Below are 3017 nucleotides of genomic sequence, written 5' to 3'. Positions count from 1 at the left end.
CCTCGAGTAGATCGTAAAAATATCAAGCCGCTCTATTTTAGATGATCACAACCTTACGAAAGAATATTTTTTTCATGTTAAACTATTTGTTGAATTGAGGAATTAAAGTCAACATGAATTACCGTCACCATTTCCATGCGGGCAACTTTGCAGATGTTATGAAGCATGTGCTTTTGCTACAGCTTCTCAACCGTTTAAATGCTAAAGATAAACCTTATCGTTATATCGATACGCATGGAGGTGCAGGAAAATATGATTTATCTCTGGCGCCTGCACAAAAGTCTGGAGAGTTTCTTACAGGCATTCACCGTCTAGTTCAAATATCTGAAATGGAAAAGCGTCAGGCACCTGAAGCAATCCAACAATATTTGAAGTTGGTAGAACAGCTACGCTCTGAAGAAGGCAAAGGTAGTTATCCGGGTTCACCATGGTTTGCTTTGCAAGGCATGCGTGAAATTGATAAGGCAACAATTTTTGAAATGCAACGCGATGTCTTTCAACAATTGCGACACAACATTTATGATAAACGTGCAGGTTTACATGAACGTGATGCCTACGAAGGTCTGCTCGGCGTAATTCCGCCAAAAGAAAAACGTGGTTTGGTCATGATTGACCCGCCTTACGAATTAGAACGTAAAGATTTTCCGCAATTAGTTGAACTGTTACAACAAGCTCACAAGAAATGGCCAACAGGCGTTTTTGCAGTTTGGTATCCAATCAAAGACCGAGCGATGATTGAACGTTTTGAAAAGAAAATGTTTAAAACAGGAATTCGCCGTCAATTAGTCTGCGAAATTTGTGTATGGCCAGATGACACACCTGTAGGTTTGAATGGTTGTGGTCTATTAGTGATTAACCCACCTTGGCAGTTCTCTGAACAAGCTGACCAGGCTCTACAGTGGTTATTCCCGCATCTACGCATGCAAGAAACTGGTGGTCACGCTGCTGTTCGCTGGTTAGTAGGTGAGTAACAGTTAACTTAAATCAATGCACATGTTTGGAATAGAAAATAATGACAAATGCGCCTAAACCAGAGCAAGATTTAACTCATAATGAACATTCATTTGATGGGATTACATTCGAAGTGGTTGAAGAAGAGGATAATCCGGAAGGACAAAAAGTGAAGCGCCGAGGTATTTATCTTTGGCCTAACTTAATTACGACAGCCGCTTTGTTGTCTGGTTTCTATTCTATCATTGCAAGTATGAATGGGGATTTTACCCAAGCTATTTATGCCATTTTTATAGCAGCGCTTCTAGATGGTCTAGATGGTCGAGTTGCTCGCGCGATTGGTGCACAAAGTGCTTTTGGTGAGCAATATGATTCCCTTTCTGATTTATTAGCTTTTGGTGTGGCTCCGGCAATGCTGATGTATAGCTGGAGTTTGCATGATTTAGGCCGTATTGGGTTAGCATGTTGTTTTGTTTATACAGCATGTGCAGCTTTCCGTTTAGCACGTTTCAATGTACAAATTGGTGTTGTTGATAAGCGCTATTTTATTGGGATTGCAAGTCCACTCGCTGCCATTATCATTATTTCCCTTGTTTGGGTTGCTCGCGATTATCCTTTCATTTTTGATTTACGTGATATAGCGATTAAATCCATTAATGCCGTGATTATGGTTGTTGTGGGGTTGCTCATGATTTCCAATATTAAATATTACTCTTTCAAACAAATGGACCGTAAACGCGTTCCCTTTGTAGTTATGTTGCCAGTAGTACTGATTTTTGCAGCAATCACTTATAATATTCCAATGGGCATTTTGACTGTTTCAATTCTCTATGCTCTTTCTGGTTTTGTTACGACACTATTTGCACGCAAGAGTAACGAAACAATAAAAACATAAAATAGAAGAGGTTCAGTATGCCTAAGTTGATAAGTCAAATTAATCAATTACAGCAGCTGGGCCTGAATGCTAGAGAGGGGGTTGTATATCAGCCTTCTCGCGGCTTTTTTAAAATAGTTTATCAAGGCTTAATCCTTCCAAATCTTCCTGCTCCACTGCGTTACTTTAATTACATTAGTCTAGTTGGGCAGCCACGAATTCCCCTTTGTTATAACGCTCACACCATTACGACTTCGGCAATTGATACTGCAACTGTGCTTGTGAGTAATAGCCAACATAGTGTGGGACATCTAAAAACTTATTCTATTCGGCGGCAGTGCCAGTTTGACTCAGAACAATACAAGTTTGATAAAACAGACTTGATTGAGTGGAAAATCCCAAAGATCCATCTTCAGAGATTAGACCTAGAAATGGGTTGCAATCTTATTATTCATATTTCAGAAAATATCTCTAATAATTCTGCATTGCAGTGGGGTGTTTCGGACTATTGGTCAACCCTATGTTTATGTGAAGGTGAAGTTTTTTATAAAGGGCAAAAGTATCAAGTTGAAGGGTTGGGACGATTTAAACACGCAAGAGCCCTGCATTTACCGTTCTTATCTTTATGTTTTTACACATGCCAAATTATTAATTTAAATGAAACGACTCAGCTTGCATTTTCACAAATAAGAAATCAGTGGAATATCATCTTATGTTCAAGATTAGATATTCAAGAATTTGGGAAGCCTGTTGAGAGCTTTACTGAAGATGTAAATTTACATATCCATCGCGTTTATCCAAAAGTTAGAACACCGAACGGTAAAGAGATGTATTTACCCAGAGAATTTTCTTGGCAGTGTAAAAAAAATGGAAAAATTATTTTTGAACTCTATGCACAAAGCCGTGGTGACTACAAGTTTGGATTGGCTGCTGGATATGTAGGAAGCTTTCAATACCAACTAAGTTGGAATGAACAATGTCTGCAAGGGGAGGGTGGATATTGTGAATATATTGATTGTCGCCCCCTTAGGTGGCAGGAAAAGAATCAAGATGAGAAAATTTTAGATAAATTGATGCTTTTACAGCCATGTTTATATAAAAAATGATTATTTTTAGTGTTTTTGATTAAAAAGCGAACTGTCGTTGCACTAATATTAAAAAAGGGGTTGTCAAAGGTTATTAATGGTCTATA

At 38.4% G+C, this 3017-nt stretch carries 2 protein-coding genes and 1 pseudogene; all 3 read left to right on the top strand.

Annotation, left to right across the window (positions count from 1 at the left end):
- Positions 1 to 113 precede the first annotated feature (113 nt).
- The 3 genes and pseudogenes from UC75_RS08735 (at position 114) to UC75_RS08725 (ending at position 2941) form a co-directional block, all read left to right on the top strand.
- A complete protein-coding gene (locus UC75_RS08735) occupies positions 114 to 971 on the top strand; it encodes a 23S rRNA (adenine(2030)-N(6))-methyltransferase RlmJ (protein ID WP_004789560.1) in 858 nt (285 codons plus the stop codon).
- Between the two features lie 41 nt (positions 972 to 1012).
- Positions 1013 to 1846, top strand: coding sequence for a CDP-diacylglycerol--serine O-phosphatidyltransferase (pssA, locus tag UC75_RS08730; protein ID WP_004789558.1), 834 nt, complete (start codon positions 1013 to 1015; stop codon positions 1844 to 1846).
- 17 nt (positions 1847 to 1863) lie between these two features.
- Positions 1864 to 2941 (top strand): annotated as a pseudogene (locus tag UC75_RS08725) (DUF6670 family protein).
- The last annotated feature ends 76 nt before the right edge of the window (positions 2942 to 3017 follow it).

The organism is Acinetobacter sp. V2 (assembly GCF_001188385.1).
In the GTDB taxonomy this organism is placed as follows: domain Bacteria; phylum Pseudomonadota; class Gammaproteobacteria; order Pseudomonadales; family Moraxellaceae; genus Acinetobacter; species Acinetobacter oleivorans.
Note: the sequence above shows the minus strand (reverse complement) of the source record. Positions and strands in the feature narration are given on the sequence as shown.